The 16999-nt window shown below is 60.9% G+C and carries 17 protein-coding genes; 10 read left to right on the forward strand and 7 right to left on the reverse strand.

Going from position 1 to position 16999, the window contains the following annotated elements; genetic code table 11:
• Positions 1–11: 11 nt before the first annotated feature.
• The 6 genes from QA648_RS02010 (at position 12) to lpxK (ending at position 5865) form a co-directional block, all read left to right on the forward strand.
• On the forward strand, positions 12–1361 hold the full coding sequence (locus QA648_RS02010; RefSeq protein ID WP_283049345.1) for a TldD/PmbA family protein: 1350 nt from the start codon (positions 12–14) through the stop codon (positions 1359–1361).
• A gap of 20 nt (positions 1362–1381) precedes the next feature.
• Positions 1382–2191 carry a 3'(2'),5'-bisphosphate nucleotidase CysQ gene (locus QA648_RS02015; RefSeq protein ID WP_283049347.1) on the forward strand — a complete coding sequence of 270 codons (810 nt, stop codon included), beginning with the start codon at positions 1382–1384 and terminating at the stop codon, positions 2189–2191.
• A gap of 61 nt (positions 2192–2252) precedes the next feature.
• Complete coding sequence (locus tag QA648_RS02020; protein ID WP_104822138.1) at positions 2253–2498, forward strand: DUF4170 domain-containing protein; 246 nt, start codon at positions 2253–2255, stop codon at positions 2496–2498.
• Between the two features lie 171 nt (positions 2499–2669).
• On the forward strand, positions 2670–3989 hold the full coding sequence (gene waaA / locus QA648_RS02025; RefSeq protein WP_283049349.1) for a lipid IV(A) 3-deoxy-D-manno-octulosonic acid transferase: 1320 nt from the start codon (positions 2670–2672) through the stop codon (positions 3987–3989).
• A gap of 9 nt (positions 3990–3998) precedes the next feature.
• On the forward strand, positions 3999–4727 hold the full coding sequence (locus QA648_RS02030) for an HAD family hydrolase (protein ID WP_283049351.1): 729 nt from the start codon (positions 3999–4001) through the stop codon (positions 4725–4727).
• A gap of 94 nt (positions 4728–4821) precedes the next feature.
• Complete coding sequence (gene lpxK / locus QA648_RS02035; protein WP_283049353.1) at positions 4822–5865, forward strand: tetraacyldisaccharide 4'-kinase; 1044 nt, start codon at positions 4822–4824, stop codon at positions 5863–5865.
• Between the two features lie 12 nt (positions 5866–5877).
• Here lpxK and QA648_RS02040 read toward each other — a convergent pair whose 3' ends face one another.
• Together QA648_RS02040 and mutL are read right to left on the reverse strand one after the other, a co-directional pair.
• On the reverse strand, positions 5878–6108 hold the full coding sequence (locus tag QA648_RS02040; RefSeq protein WP_104822141.1) for a DUF2093 domain-containing protein: 231 nt from the start codon (positions 6106–6108) through the stop codon (positions 5878–5880).
• 83 nt (positions 6109–6191) lie between these two features.
• Positions 6192–8021 carry a DNA mismatch repair endonuclease MutL gene (gene mutL, locus QA648_RS02045; RefSeq protein WP_283049356.1) on the reverse strand — a complete coding sequence of 610 codons (1830 nt, stop codon included), beginning with the start codon at positions 8019–8021 and terminating at the stop codon, positions 6192–6194.
• A 338-nt stretch (positions 8022–8359) separates the two neighbouring features.
• On the opposite strand from mutL, the gene QA648_RS02050 reads away from it, so the two are divergent.
• Together QA648_RS02050 and QA648_RS02055 are read left to right on the forward strand one after the other, a co-directional pair.
• Positions 8360–10093, forward strand: a complete 1734-nt coding sequence (locus QA648_RS02050; RefSeq protein ID WP_283049357.1) for a response regulator — start codon at positions 8360–8362, stop codon at positions 10091–10093.
• A 127-nt stretch (positions 10094–10220) separates the two neighbouring features.
• Positions 10221–11579, forward strand: a complete 1359-nt coding sequence (locus tag QA648_RS02055; RefSeq protein WP_283049359.1) for an EAL domain-containing protein — start codon at positions 10221–10223, stop codon at positions 11577–11579.
• 77 nt (positions 11580–11656) lie between these two features.
• On the opposite strand, the gene QA648_RS02060 is transcribed toward QA648_RS02055, so the two are convergent.
• Positions 11657–12277 (reverse strand): PRC-barrel domain-containing protein, encoded by a 621-nt coding sequence (locus QA648_RS02060; protein ID WP_283049361.1) that lies wholly within the window; start codon positions 12275–12277, stop codon positions 11657–11659.
• Between QA648_RS02060 and QA648_RS02065 the strand changes: the two genes are divergently transcribed.
• Entirely contained in the window at positions 12228–12467 is a 240-nt protein-coding gene (locus QA648_RS02065) for a hypothetical protein (RefSeq protein ID WP_283051464.1), read from the forward strand. The two genes, QA648_RS02060 and QA648_RS02065, sit on opposite strands and share 50 nt — an antisense overlap.
• Positions 12468–12625: 158 nt before the next feature.
• Here QA648_RS02065 and QA648_RS02070 read toward each other — a convergent pair whose 3' ends face one another.
• The 4 genes from QA648_RS02070 to QA648_RS02085 are packed head-to-tail and all read right to left on the reverse strand — an operon-like array spanning position 12626 to position 15902.
• Complete coding sequence (locus QA648_RS02070; protein WP_283049363.1) at positions 12626–13513, reverse strand: SMP-30/gluconolactonase/LRE family protein; 888 nt, start codon at positions 13511–13513, stop codon at positions 12626–12628.
• Positions 13514–13517: 4 nt separating this feature from the next.
• Positions 13518–14153, reverse strand: a complete 636-nt coding sequence (locus tag QA648_RS02075; protein WP_283049364.1) for a 2-dehydro-3-deoxy-6-phosphogalactonate aldolase — start codon at positions 14151–14153, stop codon at positions 13518–13520.
• Complete coding sequence (locus QA648_RS02080) at positions 14153–15085, reverse strand: 2-dehydro-3-deoxygalactonokinase (protein WP_283049365.1); 933 nt, start codon at positions 15083–15085, stop codon at positions 14153–14155. The genes QA648_RS02075 and QA648_RS02080 overlap by 1 nt, the downstream gene beginning before the upstream one ends.
• 46 nt (positions 15086–15131) lie before the next feature.
• Positions 15132–15902 (reverse strand): SDR family oxidoreductase, encoded by a 771-nt coding sequence (locus QA648_RS02085; protein ID WP_283049366.1) that lies wholly within the window; start codon positions 15900–15902, stop codon positions 15132–15134.
• A 201-nt stretch (positions 15903–16103) separates the two neighbouring features.
• On the opposite strand from QA648_RS02085, the gene QA648_RS02090 reads away from it, so the two are divergent.
• A complete protein-coding gene (locus tag QA648_RS02090) occupies positions 16104–16841 on the forward strand; it encodes an IclR family transcriptional regulator (protein WP_283051454.1) in 738 nt (245 codons plus the stop codon).
• Positions 16842–16999 lie beyond the last annotated feature (158 nt).

Raw genomic sequence — 16999 nt, forward strand, 5'->3', positions numbered from 1 at the left:
AAGGCCAAATCATGTCTTCAGAAATCGATTCCGCCACTCTGCTTTCCCGCGCCAGCCAGTTGATCGACCTCGCCCGGAAAGCCGGTGCGGATGCGGCCGATGCCGTCGTCGTGCGCTCGCGGGCACAATCCGTCAGCGTCCGTCTCGGCAAGTTCGAAGGCACCGAATCCTCCGAAAGCGACGATTTTTCACTGAGGGTGTTTGTCGGCAACCGTGTCGCCAACGTCTCGGCCAATCCCGGCTTCGACCTCCAGGCGCTGGCTGAACGCGCCGTCGCCATGGCAAAGGTCTCGCCGGAAGATCCGTTCGCCTGCCTTGCCGATGAAGCCGATCTTGCCAAGACCTATCCCGATCTCGAACTCTTCGATCCGACCGAGGTCTCGTCGGTTCAACTGCGCGAGGCAGCCCTTGCGATGGAAGAGGCAGCGCTCGCCGTTCCCGGCGTGAGCAATTCCTCGGGCGCAGGCGCATCCGCCGGCATGGGCGGCATGGTGCTTGCCACGTCCCATGGTTTCGCCGGCCATTATATGGGTTCGCGCTTCAGCCGCTCCGTCAGTGTCATCGCCGGTGAAGGCACCGGCATGGAGCGTGATTACGATTTTGACAGCCGCCTCTATTTCGCCGAGTTGGACGCAGCCGAGGATATCGGTCGCCGCGCCGGCGAGCGGGTGGTCAAGCGCATCAATCCGCGCCAGGTGCCGACCGGCAAGGATGTGACGGTCGTTTTCGATCCGCGCGTGGCGCGCGGCTTCGTTGGTCATATCGCCGGCGCGATCAACGGCGCATCCGTCGCACGCAAGACCAGCTTCCTGCGCGACAAGATGGGCGAGCAGGTGCTGAAGGCCGGCCTGTCGATTACGGACGATCCCTTGATCGTGCGCGGCCCGGCCTCGCGTCCCTTCGATGGCGAAGGCGTTTCGGGCAAGCGCCTGGTGATGATCGAGGACGGCGTGCTGAAGCATTGGTTCCTGTCCACGTCGGCGGCACGCGAGATTGGCGGTCTCAGAACCAATGGGCGCGGTGCCCGCGGCGGCACGGCCGTTTCTCCGTCCTCCACCAATCTGGCGCTGGAGCCTGGTGATATTTCGCCGGAAGAGCTGATCCGCAATGTCGGCAATGGTTTCTACGTCACCGAACTGATCGGCCACGGCGTCAATATGATCACTGGCGAATACAGCCGGGGCGCTACCGGTTTCTGGATCGAGAATGGCGAATTGACGTTTCCGGTGTCGGAGGTGACGATCGCCTCCAACCTCAAGGACATGTTCATGCGCCTGACGCCGGCAAACGATATTGACCGCGATTTCGGCGTCGCGGCTCCGACGCTCGCCATCGAGGGCATGACGCTGGCTGGGCGCTGAGGCGGAGATTGGAATTCGGAATGAGCGATAGAGACGCAGTCGGCCAATTGAGCGATCTCGATCTGATCGTTGAAGCGGCACGCCAGGCAGGCAATATCGCTCTCAGCTTCTTCCGCCAATCGCCTGAGGTCTGGTGGAAGAACGAGGGGCGCTCCCCTGTCAGCGCCGCCGATTTCGCGGCCAACGAAAAGCTCGCCTCCATCCTGCGTCCCGCGCGACCGGACTATGGCTGGCTTTCGGAGGAGACCGACGACGACGCCGAGCGGCTGTCGCATTCGACCGTCTTCGTTGTCGATCCGATCGACGGCACACGCGGGTTTCTGTCGGGGCTTGAGCTTTGGTGCATCAGTGTTGCCGTGGTGACCGCCGGGCGCCCGACCGCGGGCGTCCTCTACGCGCCGGCACTGGAGGAACTGTTCGTTGCAACGGCCGATGGCCCGGCGCTGAAGAACGGCGAACCGATCGCGGTTTCCGCCAGGCCGGAACACGATATCCACAGGCTCGCCGCCGGTGAGGATATGTTGAGCGGTTTCGATCCGGATTTCCGCAAGACGATCGAACGGGCAAAGCATGTGCCGTCGCTCGCCTATCGCCTCGCCATGGTGGCCGACGGCCGGCTGGAAGGGACGATCGTCAAACGCAACTCCCATGATTGGGATCTCGCAGCCGCCGACCTCATTTTGGAGCGGGCAGGCGGGGCGCTTGTCGATCTCTTCGGCCATCCGCTCAACTACAATCGCGCCGAGGTCTCGCATGACGAACTCTGCGGCGCTCCGGCGGCGCGGCTGCCGCAATTCCTACGCCAGCTCTCCCACAGACGAAACGGTTGACCTTTTGGTCAAAATCCCGCACAGGAAGAGTGGAGGGGGACGACAGCAGAAAGAGACGAAAATGACTGATACCAGCGACAAAAAGCAGCTCTTGCACCTCGTCTTCGGCGGGGAATTGGAAAACCTCGAGGAAGTACAGTTCCGCAATCTGAACGAACTCGACATTGTCGGCATGTATCCCGATTATGCGAGTGCGCTGACCGCTTGGAAGTCGAAGGCGCAGCAGACCGTCGACAACGCCCACATGCGTTATTTCATCGTCCATCTGCATCGTTTGCTCGATCCGCAGGACAAGGCTTCCTCCTGAGGTCGCATTTAATATTTGATATTCCCGTCCGGACGGGCATCGTCGTTTTTTAATCCGGCTATGGCGCAGTATTTTTGACGCAATCAGAACGAAGAATCGGCCGAACATTCGGCCGAGAAATAATTGGGATTTGGCATCGATGACGATCACCTTGGATCGGAGGCAATCGAGATGAGCAGCGCTAGGGCGCGCCTCGCTTTGGGTGCCTATCGCTTTGGCGGGATTGCGGTCTATCCCCTTGTCGGGACTTACCTCACCGTCCGAGCTGCCAAGGGCAAGGAAGACCGCTCCCGTCGGCTGGAGCGTTTCGGCTATGCCAGCGCCAATCGTCCACAAGGGCCGCTCGTCTGGTTTCATGCCGCAAGCGTCGGCGAGACCTCGGCGGTCGTTCCGCTGATCCGCGAAATCCGCCGTCGCGACATCCACGTTATTTTGACCACGGGAACCATCACCTCGGCCAAGGTGACGCAGGAGCGCCTTGGCGACGAGGTCATCCACCAATATGTGCCGCTCGACCTGAAGCCGTCCGTGAGCCGCTTCCTCGATTATTGGCAGCCTGATTGCACCATCATTGCCGAATCCGAGATCTGGCCGATGACCATCATGGAGCTCGGCCGCCGGCGCATCCCGCAGATCCTCGTCAATGCCCGCTTGTCGGATCGCTCCTTTGCCCGCTGGAGCCAGCATCCGTCGCTCTCGGAAGCGCTGTTCGAAAACCTGGCGCTGGTTGTCGCGCAATCCGATCTTGATGCCGAGCGTTATCGCGATCTCGGTGCGCGGCAGGTGCTCAAGTCCGGCAATCTCAAGGTGGATACCGACGCCCCGCCCTACGACGCGCCGACCCTTGCCCGCTACATGAAGCAGATCGGCGGGCGCAAGACCTGGGCTGCCGTCTCCACCTTCGAGGGCGAAGAGAATGCTGCCGGCATCGTCCACAAGACGCTGAAGGAGCATAACGGCCAACTGACCATCATAGTGCCGCGCCATCCCGAACGTTGCGACGCGATCGAAGCAATGCTCGTTGAGCAGGGACTGAAAGTGGCGCGCCGCACCCGCAACGATGTGCTGTCGCCCGATGTCGATGTCTTCCTCGGCGACACGATCGGCGAAATGGGCCTCTATCTGCGCATGACCGAAGTCGCCTTCATGGGCAAGTCGCTGTACAATGAGGGCGGACAAAACCCTCTGGAACCGGCCATGCTCGGTTGCGCTATCCTGACCGGCGGTCATGTCCAGAATTTCCGCGACTCCTATCAATTGCTCGCCCGCCGCGGCAGCGCCCGCATGGTGCGCGACACCGAGATGCTGGCGAGGGGCGTGCATTACCTGCTGACCAACGATCCGGCGCGGCGCAGCATGATCGACGCCGGTTACGCCGCCGTGCACGAGATGCGCGGGGCGCTGGCGGCGACCATCAAGGGATTGGAACCCTACATCAACCCACTGACGGTAAAGGCACGGTTGCTGCCGAAGACGATGGCGCAGGGATAAGGGCACTACATGACGTCACTCAAACTAGACGCGATCGCGGGCATTCTCTTCGACAAGGACGGCACGCTGCTCGACTATGACGCGAGCTGGTTGCCGGTTAATCGCGAACTTGCCAGCATTGCGGCCCAGGGTGACCTCGTCCTTGCCGATCATTTGCTTTTGGCCTGCGGCATGGACCCGGTCACCGGCCATATCGTTCCCGACAGCTTGCTCGCCGCCGGCAATACTCGCCAGATTTCGGAAGGCCTTGTTGCCGCCGGCTCTGCGATGGACGTGGTGGAGCTGACGGAAAAACTCGATGCGCTGTTTTCGCACGCCGCCGACTTCTCCGCGCCGGTCACCGATCTCGCCGGTTTCTTCCATCGCCTGCACGGGCGCGGCTACAGGCTCGGTGTTGCCTCCAGCGACAATGAGCGCTCTATTCGCCAGACGGCACGCCGCTTCGGCTTTCTCGATTATCTCGATTATATCGCCGGTTACGACAGCGGTTTCGGAACGAAGCCGGAGCCGGGCATGGTGCTCGGCTTCTGCGAGGCGACGGGGCTTTCCCCCGCGCAAATCGCCGTCGTCGGCGACAATAATCACGATCTGCACATGGGGCACAATGCCGGTGCAGGCCTGAGGATCGGGGTGTTGACCGGCACCGGTTCGCGTGAATCGCTTGCCGCCGCCTCCGATTATTGCCTCAATGACATTACCGAGCTGGAAAGCCTGTTGCCCGTTCCCCAGCCGGTCTAACCAAGGCGAAGGCTTGCTTTTTCATCCGATCTGCCTTTTCTTGCCGCCTTGCTGATATCGCATGGGCATAAGAGGCGCGAGGCGGGATTAGATTATGGTATCGGAAGCACCGCCGTTCTGGTGGCGGAAGCCGGATTGGCGCGCTTGGGGGCTTTCGCCCTTTTCCTTTGTATACGGCCGCATCGCCGGCTATCGCATGGCGCATGGTCGCCGCGCTTCCGTTCCCGTACCCGTCATCTGCGTTGGCAATTTCACGGTGGGCGGCGCCGGCAAGACGCCGACAGCGCTGACGATAGCCCGTGCCGCCAAGGCAAAGGGATTGAAGCCGGGCTTCCTCAGCCGTGGTTATGGCGGCTCGCTGGATGTCACGACGGTGGTCGATCCAGACCACCATCACGCCACCGCAGTCGGCGACGAGCCGCTGCTGCTTGCCCGTGAGGCATTGACGGTGATCTCGCGCCGCCGTTTGGACGGGGCGGAGCGGCTGGTGCGCGAAGGCGCGGATCTCATCATCATGGACGACGGTTTCCAGAGCGCGCAACTTGCCATCGACTATGCTCTGGTCGTCATCGATGCCACAAGAGGCATCGGCAATGGCCATCTCGTTCCCGGTGGGCCGGTGCGTGCGCCGTTGAGGACACAGTTGCGCTATGCCTCGGCGCTGCTGAAAGTCGGCCAAGGCAATGCCGCCGACCGGCTCGTGCGCATGGCGGCGAGGGCTGGAAAGCCGTTTTTCGCGGCATCGGTCAAGGTGCGCGGCCAGGAGGATCTGAGCGGGCGCAATGTCCTCGCCTTTGCCGGCATTGCCGACCCCACCAAGTTTTTCCGCACGGTCGAGTCGCTGGGGGGCAGCATCGCCGTTAGTCGCACCTTCGGCGATCATGAACATCTGGGCGAAGACGAGATAGCCGATATTCTCGATATCGCCGCCCGGGAAGGCCTGGAGATCGTCAGCACCTCCAAGGATTATGTCCGCCTGATCGGCCATCACGGCCGGGCCGACGAGCTGTTACGGGCGAGCCGTGTCATCGAGATCGACATGGTCTTCGACGATCGCCGCGCGCCGGCTTTGATCATCGACCGCGCGATCGCAGCCGCCCGCGAACGGCGGTTACGGGAAGGACGGAAACTGAAATAGCGATCGTAGCGATCAGCGCTTCTGGTTCGGAAGCGCGCCGGCGCGCTTTTCGGCTTCCAGCGAAGATATGACGTCGGCATAGGGTTCCTGCCGGGCGACGCTCCAGTAGCGCAGCTCATCAAGCGCGATGTGCTTGCCGGTCATGGCGCAGACGACATAGGAGCCGGGCATGAGGATTTGGAAGTCGCCGTCGAGATAGCGAATCTTCGCCTCGCGGTTTCCATGTCCCTCAAAAAGATTCATCTGATGCCGTCCCCGATCTCTGTCATCTGTTTGCCATACCCCGGCAGGCTGGACTTTTCCAGCTCTTTCGATCGTATCTGCTCTCAGCTTCGTCCGAACAACCGTTCGATGTCCGAGAGCTTCAACTCTATATAGGTCGGCCGGCCGTGATTGCACTGGCCCGAGCCGGGCGTTGCCTCCATTTGACGGAGCAGCGCGTTCATTTCCTCCGGCCTCAGCCTTCGGCCGGAGCGCACCGAACCGTGGCAGGCCATGGTGGCGGCGACATATTCCAGCTTGGCGGCAAGGCCCGAGGCGGTCTCCCACTCGGCAATCTCATCGGCCAACTGTCGGATCAGCCCTTGAGCATCCACCTCGCCGAGCATCGCCGGCGTCTCACGCACCGCAATGGCTCCGGGACCAAACCGCTCTATGGCAAGGCCAAGTTCGCCAAGCTCGTCGGCAAACACCATCAGCCGGTCGCAATCCTCTTCCGGCAGATCGACGATCTCCGGGATCAGCAAGACCTGCGAAGACAGCCGCTTGGAATGCAGCGCTTTGCGCATTTCCTCAAACACCAGCCGCTCATGCGCTGCATGCTGGTCGACAATGACGAGGCCGTCGTCAGTTTGGGCGACGATGTAGTTTTCATGCAATTGCGCCCGGGCCGCACCGAGGGGGAACCGAGCCGGCTCCTCCGCCCGTGCAGGCTCAATGGGTGCGGCGGTTTCGGCACGTGCGGTCGGCATGGCGAGGCCATCGAAGGCGGCCTGAGGTCGCTCGCCGAATCCATGTCCGTTCGTTGCCGCGGGCTGATAGGGCCGCGAAGGCGAAGCCTCCGGCGTCCATGGCGCGCTTGATGTTGACGGCCGCCATGCGGGCTGGAAGCCTGAACGACCGGGGCTGAAGGCGCGAAGCATGCCGTCGGCGCCCGTCGTTGCGGCCCGATCGCCTTCACGCGCCAAAGCCTCGCGGATGGCGCCGACGATCAGGCCGCGCACCATGCCCGGATCGCGGAAGCGGACATCGGATTTCGCCGGATGCACGTTGACGTCGACGAGGGCCGGGTCGAGCCTGATGGAAAGAACGGCGACGGGATAGCGCCCCGAAGGTATTGTCTCAGCATAGGCGCCGCGGATCGCTGACAGGATCAGCTTGTCCTGCACCGGCCTGCCGTTGACGAAGGCATATTGATGCGCCGAGTTGCCGCGATTGAAGGTTGGCACGCCGATAAAGCCGGTCAAGCTCACATCTTCGCGCAGGGCGTCGAGCTCGATGGCGTTGTCCTTGAACTCGTGACCGAGCACCTGCGCCATGCGGGCGAGGTGATCGTCGCCGGTGGCCGGAAATTCCAGTGTCGAACGGTCGCTGCCGGAGAGCACGAAACGCACCTGCGGAAAGGCGATCGCCATACGTTTGACGACTTCGCTGATCGCGGCAGCCTCGGCCTTCTCCGTCTTCAGGAATTTCAACCGCGCCGGCGTTGCGAAAAACAGGTCGCGCATCTCGACGATCGTGCCGGGATTGGCCGCTACCGGACGCAGGTGCAGGACCCTGCCGCCGGCGACCGCAATCTCGGCGCCGCCATCGCTGCCGGGCTTCCGGCTGGCGATCGATAACTTCGCCACCGAGCCGATAGAGGGCAGGGCCTCGCCGCGGAAACCGAGCGTGCGGATATCCTCCAGCGTGTCCGATATCTTCGAGGTGCAGTGCCGCCTGACTGCCAGCTCCAGATCCGCCTGCTCCATGCCGGCGCCGTTGTCGCTGACCCGCAATAGCGCCTTGCCGCCGCCGGCGGTCGCAATCTCGATGCGTGTGGCGCCGGCGTCCAAAGCATTCTCGATCAACTCCTTGGCAGCACTCGCCGGTCGCTCGATGACTTCGCCGGCGGCGATCTGGTTGATCAGGGTTTCGGAGAGTTGCTTGATGGCCATATCTGCATTTTCGTGGATTCGTGAGCGGGTGGAAAGAGAAAACGCAGCCTGCCTTTCGTCATCCACCCGATTCAGCAGGACTTTGTTTAGAAATTTAATCAAAGCTTAAGGGAATGATGACAGGTTGCATTCACAAAACTTGAAATGATTGCAGGTGGCGCGCTCGGCGTATGTCTCGGCTTTTGGCGGCAGGCTGGCGGCCGTCATGTACAGGAGCCGGCTTCCGCCTGTTTCAAGTGTTCAGGCCAGCATGATATTTCCATAAATTTACCGCGAGAGCTGCCGCCGCTCTCAAGCCCCGTGTGCCGCAGCACCGGATAGATGTAGGAATCGGACGAATGACTGCCGAGATTGACAAGGCAGCTTTTGCAGCAATGACCGAGGATGTGCCGTCTGATGGCAATCTGCAGGCGGCGCTGTTCGATGCCGTCTGCGATGGGCTCTCCAGTGCCTTCCTTATCTATGACAAGAACGATCTGCTGCTGTTCGCCAGCCGCCAGGTCCTGAATTTCTATCCGATTCCGCCGCAATTTCTGCAGCCGTCGACACGGCTCCGCGATTTTCTCGGCGCTGTGTTCGACAGCGGCGTCCGGCATCACGATGTTCGTACGAAATCGGCATCAACACGCGACGATTGGATCTCGCAGCGGATTGCCTCGCATTGGCGCGAGCGTTTTGAGACGACGGAACATTTCGGCGCGGATCGTTGGGTTCGCTTCGTCAAGCGCCGGCTGCCGTCGGGTCTCGGCGTCTGCATCCTCTCGGATATTTCGGAGGTGAAGAAGCGGGAGGAGCAATGGCGCCTCGACATGGAGCGCGTGCAGCTCACCGAGGATATTCTCGATAACCTGCCGTTTCCACTCTTCGTCAAAGACCGCAACATGGCTTACGTCGCGGTCAACAAGGCGTTCTGCGATAAATACCAAACTTCGGCGGATGAAGTGCTGGGCCGCAAGGGTATCGATCTCTTCCCCACGGATATTGCCAACCGCTTCGAGGAGAACGACCGGCATGTCATTGAAACCGGCGAAATATCGATCTCGCGCCAGCGGCAGATCGCCCGCGATGGCATAGAGCGCGATGTGGTCACCAGGAAACAGCGTATCGGTAAGCCCGGCCGCTATTTCCTGGTCGCCACCATCCAGGACCTGCCGAAAGACGGCGCGGATTTCGACGAATTCGCTCTTGTCTCGGAGATCAAGGAAAACAGCAATCGGTCCTATCGGCGCGCCTACGTCCCGATGGCAGCACTTCAGACCGCCTCGCGTCGTGCGCCGACAATGGAGACCTTCGTTCCCGAGAATTTCTCCGGCCGGAAGATTCTCGTGGTCACCAGCGATGTTGCAGCGGAATCGGCGGCGTTGAAGATGCTCGCCAAATACGGCTTCGAGGCATGTTCGGTCCACAATGAAAGCGAGGAGGCGGCATTTCTGGATGTCGCAAGCTCACTCGGCATCAAGATCGATCTTGTCATCATCGACAACCAGCTTGGAAACCGTGGCCTGGAATTGGCCGAGCGGCAGAATGTGCCGGCTCTGTCGCTGGACGGCTCGCAGCTTGCCACCGAACTCACCTTCCTGATCGCACGGCACTTCAACCGCAATATCCTCGGCAAGCCGGGCGAACCCCTCGAAGGCAGCGCGGAGGATTGGCAGATCGCGACCGGCGGCGAGGATCGCGGCTTCCAGATCCTTGTTGCCGAAGACAATGATATCAATCAGATCGTCTTCTCGCAGATCCTGGAAGGGCTCGGTTATCGCTACATGATCGCCACCAGCGGCGACGAGGCGGTGCGGCTGTGGAGCGAATACCGCCCGCAACTGATCCTGATGGATATTTCTCTGCCGGGCCTCAACGGTTTCGAAGCCGCAAGACTGATCCGCCGCACGGAGAAAGGGGGCGGATCGCACACCCCGATCATCGGCGTGCTCACCCAGGCTTTCGAGCGTGACCGCAACCAATGCTTCGATGCCGGTATGGACGATATCATCATGAAGCCTGTCAGCCCGGATATTCTTGAGACTGTGTTTCAGAAATACATGCGCAGCAGCCGTAAAGCTCAAATCAAATAAATTTCATACTTATATAACTTCTAATGAATAGATTTTCCTCCCATGGAATGACTGTCGTCCCGCCATCCTTTGTTAAGACTTCGCCGTCATTCTCTTTCACGGGTGGAGGAAGGTGTCGGGACTGAATATGAAATCGGCTGAAATACCGCTTGCGCCAGTCAGTCACAATGAATTGCAGGCGATGGCCTATACCGATCCGCTGACCGGCTTGGGGAACCGCTTTCGCATGCGCGACCGCGCGCGCGTGCTTTCCGCCGAGCGCGCGAGCGATCCTGCACCCTTCACCATCGGTATCGCCAATCTCGATTCCTTCAAGCCAATCAATGACCTCTTCGGCGTCGAAGCCGGCGACGAGATCCTTTGCCAGGTCGCACACCGCCTGAAGGCCTGCATTCCCGACGGCGCCACCGTCACCCGCCATGACGGTGACGAATTTGCCTTCGTGCTGCCGCTCGTCTTTGAGCGCGTCGGTGCGGAAAAGTTCGGGCAGATGATCCGCGAAGTGCTGTCGGCGCCCTATGATCTCGGCGACCGCAACGTCCGCCTTTCCGCCTCCTTCGGCTTCGCCATCTATCCCTTCGCCGGCGAGGAATTCGAAGATCTGCTGAAAAGCGCCGAGACGGCGCTTTATCGTTCCAAGCGGCGCGGGCGTGGCCAGATCACCGTCTATTCCAAGGAAATCGACCAGGAGATGAAGCGTGCGACGCAGCTTGAACAGGCGCTGCGTAATGCCATCATTTCCAATGCCATCGACGTGCATTTCCAGCCGATCGTCTCGCTCACCAGCAATGTGATCGTCGGTTTCGAAGCGTTGGCGCGCTGGAACGACGCCGATCTCGGCTTCGTCTCGCCCGCGGTCTTCGTGCCGCTCGCCGAGGAGCGCGGTTTCATCGATGCGCTCTCCGAGACCTTGCTGCGAAAGGCGGCGGAGGCCGCGCTGTCGTGGCCGCGCGAGCTTTTCCTCTCCTTCAATCTCTCATCCGTGCAATTGATGGATCCAGGCACGAGCAGCAGCATTCTCGCCATTCTCGGCCGCGTCGGCTTCGATCCGCATCGCCTGGAACTGGAAATCACCGAGACGGCGGTTATGAGTTCCGCCGACACGGCAAACCGCATCATCGCCGATCTCAGAGCGGCCGGCGTGCGCATCTCGCTGGATGATTTCGGCACCGGCCAATCCAGCCTCGGCCGCTTGCGCGATTTCATCTTCGACAAGGTGAAGATCGATCGCGCCTTCGTCTCGCGCATCAATTCCGACCGGGCCTCCGAACACATCATCAAGGCGATCCTTGCGATGTGCGAAGGGCTTGATCTGCAGGTGGTTGCCGAGGGGATCGAGGAGTATGCCGAGGCGGCGAAGCTTCGGTCGCTCGGTTGCGCCATGGGGCAGGGCTATTACTACGGCAAACCCGCCGACAGTCTCGCGACGCTGCGATATCTCCACGAGAACGACTATGAACTTGCCGGTGAGCGCGAACACGTCTGAACGTGACCGCCGCGACGGATGCGAAAACGGCGGCCTGTAAAGACCGCCGTTTTTTCAAGGTTGCTCGATAAGCTTCGTTATTTGTTGGTCGTCGACGAGGTCGTCGTGGTGTCCGTTCCAGGCACTGCGGCCGTTGCCGGGGTTTTTGCGGCCTTCTCAGAAGCCTGCATAGCAAGCGTCTTGAACTCAGGCGCGGCCTTCAGCGAGTCAGCCGTTTCCGTGGTCGTCAGCTTCATGCTGCCGTCCTGGGCGTTCTGCGTCGCGGTGATCTTGTCGAAGGGAACGGCTACATTCTTCTGGCCGAGGCCAAGGAAACCGCCCACGCCAACGATCGCAGCGACAACACCGCCCTGCTTCTGCAGGATAAGGTCGTCGATGCTACCGATGCTTTTATTCTCACCGTTATAGACCGATTGGCCTATATAGGTCTTGGCACTCATCTGATCGGCCGACTGCTCGGTCAGATATCCGGCCTGAGCCGTATTTGTCGTTGGTGCCGGGGCCGGAGCCTTAGCTTCGTTTTCCGGCGTCTTGACAGCCGGCTTGGTGGTGTCAGGCGTTGCCGGAGCGGTCTTCGTCATCGGCGCGGCATTATTATCGGTTGACGGCTGCTGTTGAGCGAAAGCCATCGGCGAAAGAACCGATGCTGTGGCAAAGATTGCGCCAACAGCAGCGGAAGTGAACAATTTGCCGGTCATCGTGAACCTACCTTCCATTCTGATGGGCATGTTCACCAGCTCGGGCGGCGCCACTCCTTTGGCTGACCATCACCGTGCCGGTTCGTTAAGGAAAATGGTCGAACGGGGGTTTAGTTCCGGCAAGAGTTGCGGGAAACGGCTGCATATCGCCTTTGGTTGGGCCAAAATAACGCGAAAAATTAAGGGATGAGACGCTGCCTTGTGCAACCGAAGCCATTGATCCTGCAGATCGGTTACAACGACGAACGGGCGGCATTCAACGCAGGACGACGGCGTGATCCCAAGCAGGCCGGCAAAGTTTTGCCGGCCGCATTATCTCCCTCGGCGCGGGAAGAAAATAAAATACAATCAGATCTTGTAGACCGGATCGAAGACGCCCTTGACCGTGGGGCCGAGTTCGAGAAGCGCACCGGCTTGCGGCTGCATCGAGCGGGCGTCTTCGTCGAGACCTTCCCAAGCCGTGGTCACGGCGAGGCGATCACCGTTCTGACCGATGAAGGCCGGGCAGGAGGGCTGCATGGCAGGCACACGGTAGCGCTCGATGCGCAAGCCGTCGGGGCTGTAGCGATCAACGAACCCCGAGCCCCACCGGGCGTTCCAGATATAGCCATCGGCATCGCAGACGGAGCCGTCGAGACCGCCTGGGTCCTCCATGCTGTCGACCATGACGATCGGTTCGCCGACCGGAAGTCCGGTCTGCGGGTCGACCAGCACCCGCATCAACTGGCTGAGGCGGGTATCGGTGAAATAGCCGATCGTGCCGTCGGGTGAAAAGCAGATGGAGTTCGGAATGCTGAGCTGATCGAAGATCTTCGTCACCTTGCCGCCGGCGACGTGATAGATCGCGCCGGCCTGCAATTCGGCGCGCTTGCCCATCGTGCTGATCCACAACGAACCGGAGATATGTGTACGCCCGTCATTGGAGCGGTTCTCCGGCTTGTCCGCCTCGATCGCAGCATAAAAGGTCAATTCTCCGGATTTGATATCGCGAAGAAACAGCCCCTCTTCGGTGGCGATCAATTGCCGTTCTGCATCGACGCGGGCGAGCACGCTCGCCATCATCGGCAGAGGGTGAACTTCCTTCTTGCCCGACGACAAATGCAGTTCATGCAGCTCCTTGCCGAGGATATTGAACCACCAGACCGTATCCGTATCGGGATCATAGGTCGGTCCTTCGCCCAGGACAGATGCGGTGTTGCAGAGAATATTGCCCTGGAAATCATGAATGTCGGTCATATGGTCAGGCTCCTACGGCAGCATCATAGGCGTAAATGGTCACCTTGGCGCGTTCGGCAACCTCTGCTGTCGTCATTCCCGGCTTGTAAAGGCTGGTGCCGAGACCGAAAGCCAGGATGCCGGCTTTGATGTAATCGGCGAAATTCTTGTCCGAAACGCCGCCGACCGCCGCGATGACGAGTTCGGGTGGCAAGACGGCGCGGATGGCGGTGATACCAGAGGCGCCAAGCACGCCGGCCGGGAAAAATTTAAGCCCCGTCGCACCGGCGCGCGTGGCCGAAAGCGCTTCCGTCGCGGTGAACACGCCCGGCATTGTCACCATGCCCTTGTCGCGGGCGCGGCTGATGACGGCGGGCTCGACATTCGGCGTCACAAGCAGCTTGCCGCCGGCGGCATCCAGCCGGTCGACATCTTCAGCGGTCAGCACCGTGCCGGCGCCGATCAGGCAGTCGGCGGGCGCCACCTTGGCGGCGATCTCGATGGAGCGGAAGGGTTCCGGCGAGTTCAGCGGGATTTCGATCGCCGTCAAACCGGCGTCGATCAGCGCGCCGACAATGTCAGCCGTCTCCTCGGGCTTGATGCCGCGGAGAATGGCGATGAGCGGGCGCTTCATGGCAGGGAAGGGGATGCGGGTCGTCATCAGCTTTTTCTTTCATCATTCGGCCAGATCGCCTTCGCTGCGGCGGAGAGCCCGCGGCGGACGGCGGCATCGGCATCAACAGTCGTATAGGTAAGGGAGAGGATGCGGAACGCGTCTTCATAGAGCGCCTGCAGGCGTCCGGAGGCGACCAGAGTGATCGCGGCCCCTTGCCCAGCAGACGACAAAGCGCCGGCGATTTCGGCGCCGATCAGCGTGCCCGAGATCAACGCTTGCGACCCGGCCGCCGTCAGGCCATGCAGAAGCTGGCCGGCACGGGCGGTAAACAAAAGGTTCGTGGCGAGGGCAGGCTTCTCGAAGGCAGCTTTGATGGCGGAGGCGAAGGCGGCGCTGTCCGCGGGCATGTCGGCCGCACCGGCAACGGCGTGGGACAGGATGCTGTGTTTGGTGATGACGTCGAAGAGTTCGCCGGTCATGAAGGTCGAAAAACCGGCGACTCGGCCGTCGGCGACACGCACCCATTTCGAATGCGTGCCGGGCATGCAGACGACTTGCTCGCCCTTGACGTCGGCAGCGATCGTGCCGAGCAATTGCGTTTCCTCGCCGCGCATGACGTCGGGCGCTTGCCTGTCGCGTTGCGCAAGGCCCGGCAGAATGCGGACGTTGCGCGATTGACCGGGCACGGAGACGGCGCCGGTCAGGATGGCGGAGAGCGACGTCGGCGTATCGATATAGCCGGCTTCCACCCAGCCCTGGCGCGCTCCGGCCATGCCGCAGACGATGACGGGAAGGTCTTCCGGCACCGCGAGGGCATCGAGATGCGATTGCAGCACCTTGGCAAAGCCCGTCTGAGCCGCCGAAGTCATGCCTTCGCCGCTGCGGCGCTCGCCGAGAATGCTGTCATCTTCGCCGACCAGCCACAGCCGGAAACTGCTGGTGCCCCAATCGACTGCTATGTATGCGGGCCGGGCCATTTAAAAATTCCTCTGATTTTTCAATCGAAATACCCTTGGTTTTTCACTAGAGAATACCTCCGTCTACAATGATGGTCTGTGCGGTGATGCTGCCCGAGCAGTTGGATGCAAGAAAAAGCGTCGGGCCAACCAGATCGGCAGCCTTGAGAACATGCTTGAGGCATTGGCGCTCGACCGTTTTGGCGATGCCTTCTTCCGTCAGCCAAAGCTCCATCTGCCGCTCGGTGACCACCATGCCCGGCAGAACGGCGTTGACGCGGATATTTTCCGGTCCAAAGCGACCGGCAAGGCTTTTGGTCAGGCCGATGACACCCGCCTTTGCGGTCGCGTAGGCGGAAAGAAGCGGCGGGTTCATCTTGAAGACGATCGAGGAGAAATTGATGATCGCCCCGCCACCGGCCGCGCGCATGCCCGGCGCTGCCGCCTGCGAGACGAAGAAAACCTGCTTGAGGTTGATCGCCTGGTTGTTGTCCCAATATTCCTCGGTCGTGGTGTCGATCTCGTGCCGGTCGTCCCAGGCAGCATTGTTGACGAGGACGCGAATGGCGCCGAGATCGGATTCGACGGCGGCGACCGTACTTTTGATGGCGCCGACATCGCGCAGGTCGGCATGATAGAAGGAGACGGGATGGGCCGATTGCGCCGAAAGCCGGGCGGCAAGCGCCTTGCTTGACTCCTCGGCTATGTCGATGAAGGCGACCTTGGCGCCCTGTTGCGCAAAACCTTCGACGAGTGCAGCGCCGATGCCGGAACCACCGCCGGTGATGAGTACGGTGCGATCTCTAAGATCGGGAAATTGTGCCTGTGCCTCGGTCAAGTTCTTTTCCTCCCGGAATTGAAAAACACAGTTTGTTCCATTATTTGGAACTAAATTTGACTATGTGGAATTATCCGATTACCCTGCGGTCGTGTCAAGGACATGAGGTACATCAACGCGGGCGAGGCAGTCGTGAATTCGAAGAAGGGCGAGGTGAGGGAAATCCGTCGCGGCCGGGAGACCGGCACGCTCGGCAAACTGATGGCGCTCATCGATCTCGTGGCGCTGGCCGATCGTCCAATGCGTTTCACCGACATCCTGTCTCTCTCCGATCAGCCGCGCGGCACGCTGCACAGGCAATTGTCTCACCTCGTCGAAGAAGGGCTGCTGGAGACCGATCGCGACGGATGCTATCTGCCCGGCATCAGGCTCCTGAGCCTCGCATCACGCAGTTGGGCGCGCAATGAATTTCGGACCGTCGCTGAGCCGCATCTGCGTCTGCTGCAGGCGCAGACCGGGGAAACGGTGCATCTCGGCGTCCTGCGCGGCACCGAAGTCATCTATCTCGACAAGGTCGAGGGCCGGCAGTCCGTGCGGATGTATTCGCAGATCGGCAATGCCTCGCCGGCCTATTGCACCGGCGTCGGCAAGGCGGCTTTGTCCGCGCTCGACGATGTCAGCTTCGAAGCGCGGGTCGCTGGGCTCGCGTTTCACGCCTATACCGAGCATACCCATCGCAGCGTGGCAGATCTCCGGGCCGATATCGATGCCATCAGGAGGTGCGGTTGTGCTTTTGATCGTGAAGAGCACGAGAGCGGCATATGCTGTGTCGCCGCGCCGATCCACTCGGACGACAATGAAATGCTGGCCGGCGTCTCGGTGACAGGCCCGGCCTACCGCGTTACGCCGGAAAAATTGCAGGAATGGGCGCCATTGGTAAAAGCAGCGGCGGCCGCGATCATGCAGGACATGCACAGTCGGCTCGGTCCAAGACGCTAAAAGCGCCTGTTTTTCTCGGCTGTCATGTGAAATTCACCAATTTGGCCTTTCGTGCGCTGGACCTTGGCCAACTTACACGTTTATTCTGAGAAGCTTGTGAGAATCGCGGACCAACTGCCGTTCTCCCTGGTACCTGCTGCTATGCCCGGAGGAGAATG

It is taken from the genome of Rhizobium sp. CB3171 (assembly GCF_029714265.1).
GTDB lineage: Bacteria > Pseudomonadota > Alphaproteobacteria > Rhizobiales > Rhizobiaceae > Rhizobium.

Bases quoted from the DNA above. Each gene is read 5' to 3' on its own strand.
- QA648_RS02010 (WP_283049345.1), top strand. From the start codon at position 12: ATGTCTTCAGAAATCGATTCCGCCACTCTGCTTTCCCGCGCCAGCCAG.
- QA648_RS02015 (WP_283049347.1), top strand. From the start codon at position 1,382: ATGAGCGATAGAGACGCAGTCGGCCAATTGAGCGATCTCGATCTGATC.
- QA648_RS02020 (WP_104822138.1), top strand. From the start codon at position 2,253: ATGACTGATACCAGCGACAAAAAGCAGCTCTTGCACCTCGTCTTCGGC.
- waaA (WP_283049349.1), top strand. From the start codon at position 2,670: ATGAGCAGCGCTAGGGCGCGCCTCGCTTTGGGTGCCTATCGCTTTGGC.
- QA648_RS02030 (WP_283049351.1), top strand. From the start codon at position 3,999: ATGACGTCACTCAAACTAGACGCGATCGCGGGCATTCTCTTCGACAAG.
- lpxK (WP_283049353.1), top strand. From the start codon at position 4,822: ATGGTATCGGAAGCACCGCCGTTCTGGTGGCGGAAGCCGGATTGGCGC.
- QA648_RS02040 (WP_104822141.1), bottom strand. From the start codon at position 6,108: ATGAATCTTTTTGAGGGACATGGAAACCGCGAGGCGAAGATTCGCTAT.
- mutL (WP_283049356.1), bottom strand. From the start codon at position 8,021: ATGGCCATCAAGCAACTCTCCGAAACCCTGATCAACCAGATCGCCGCC.
- QA648_RS02050 (WP_283049357.1), top strand. From the start codon at position 8,360: ATGACTGCCGAGATTGACAAGGCAGCTTTTGCAGCAATGACCGAGGAT.
- QA648_RS02055 (WP_283049359.1), top strand. From the start codon at position 10,221: ATGAAATCGGCTGAAATACCGCTTGCGCCAGTCAGTCACAATGAATTG.
- QA648_RS02060 (WP_283049361.1), bottom strand. From the start codon at position 12,277: ATGACCGGCAAATTGTTCACTTCCGCTGCTGTTGGCGCAATCTTTGCC.
- QA648_RS02070 (WP_283049363.1), bottom strand. From the start codon at position 13,513: ATGACCGACATTCATGATTTCCAGGGCAATATTCTCTGCAACACCGCA.
- QA648_RS02075 (WP_283049364.1), bottom strand. From the start codon at position 14,153: ATGACGACCCGCATCCCCTTCCCTGCCATGAAGCGCCCGCTCATCGCC.
- QA648_RS02080 (WP_283049365.1), bottom strand. From the start codon at position 15,085: ATGGCCCGGCCCGCATACATAGCAGTCGATTGGGGCACCAGCAGTTTC.
- QA648_RS02090 (WP_283051454.1), top strand. From the start codon at position 16,104: ATGGCGCTCATCGATCTCGTGGCGCTGGCCGATCGTCCAATGCGTTTC.